Source organism: Pseudomonas sp. 14A (genome assembly GCF_018132745.1).
GTDB lineage: Bacteria > Pseudomonadota > Gammaproteobacteria > Pseudomonadales > Pseudomonadaceae > Aquipseudomonas > Aquipseudomonas mercuritolerans.
The window spans coordinates 1-1,304 of sequence record NZ_JAGRQJ010000008.1; the positions used below are offsets into that span (position 1 = coordinate 1).

Sequence of the window (1,304 nt, forward strand, 5' to 3'; positions counted from 1 at the left end):
GCGTCGTAGCCGTAGGTGCGCTGGCCGTGGCGGCTGTCGGCGATGTGCTCGAGATTGCCGTTGGCGCTGTAGGCATAATCGCGGCGGTACAGCGAGGCGTGGCGATGACCTACAGCATGGGCAAGCAAGCGGCCCTGATCGTCGTAGGAATATTCGCTGAGCAGCAGACCTTGCTGGCGTTGCTGCTCGCGACCGGACTGATACACATGCCGGGTCAGCGGCGTGCCATTAAGGTCGATGGCCGACAGCGCACCGCCCTTGGCGTAGTGATAGTCGAGCTTGCTGTTGTCCGGCAGGCGCAGACGTTTGAGCTGGCCGCACGCGTCGTAGGCGTAGCGCAAGGTGCCCCAGCCCTGGTGCTCGGTGATCAAGCGATCCTGACGGTCGTACTCGAAGGCCAGCGGATGGTTCTGGCCGTCATCAACGGCAACCAAGCGGCCGAGGCGGTCGTAGTCGTAGTGGACCTTGATCCCATCGGGCAGGGTTTTGACTCGCAACCTTCCAGCCGCGTCGCGCTCGTAGCGGGTGACCAGACTTGGACCGAAATCACCAAACTCGGTCTTTTCCAGCAGATGCCCATTGAGATCGTAGGCATAAGCCGTGCGCCGTCCATCAAACCCGGTTTCCTGTCGGATCAATCCGGTCGGCGTGTAATCCAGTCGGTACTTTTCGCCCGATTCGTTTTCAATCTCGGTCAGCAGCAACCGCGCATGGTCGTAGCGGTACTGCACGCGGGTGCCGTCGGGGTTGATGCGCCGCGAGACCAGGTGCAGATCATCGTCATATTCATAGCGGGTGATGCGCCCGAGTTCATCGCGCTCAGCGGTGATCTGGCCGTAGGCGCCATAGCTGTAGGCGCGCGTGCTTCCCGTAGGAGAAGTCGTCAGGATCAGTCGGCCGGCGGTGTCCCACTGCTGACGACTGACAACACCAAATTCGTCCTGAGTGGTAATCCGCCGACCCAGTGCATCGTAGGAAAAGCGCCGCACACCGCCGTCGGGCAGGGTTTCTTCGATGAGCTGACCGAGCTCGTTCCACACCCAGCGATGGCGGCTGCTGTCCGGATAACGCAGCGACAGCAATTGCCCGCGCAGGTTGTAGTAGTAATGGGTGACCTGGCCGTCGGGATCGACCGCTTCGGTGACGGCGCCTTCGGCATTGCGCCGATAGATCCACACTGCATCACCACGGCAACGCTTGTAGAGAAACCCGTTGCGGTACTCGTAGGACGTTGGCGCATCGTCCGGCGGAATCAGCGCGATCAGCCGTCCGAGTTCGTCGTAGCGGTATTCGGTGACCGCGCC

Annotated in this window: 1 pseudogene; it reads right to left on the minus strand. The window is 61.7% G+C overall.

What is annotated here, in order from left to right:
* Positions 1-1,304: pseudogene (locus tag PS14A_RS26805) on the minus strand (RHS repeat protein); the annotation flags it as partial.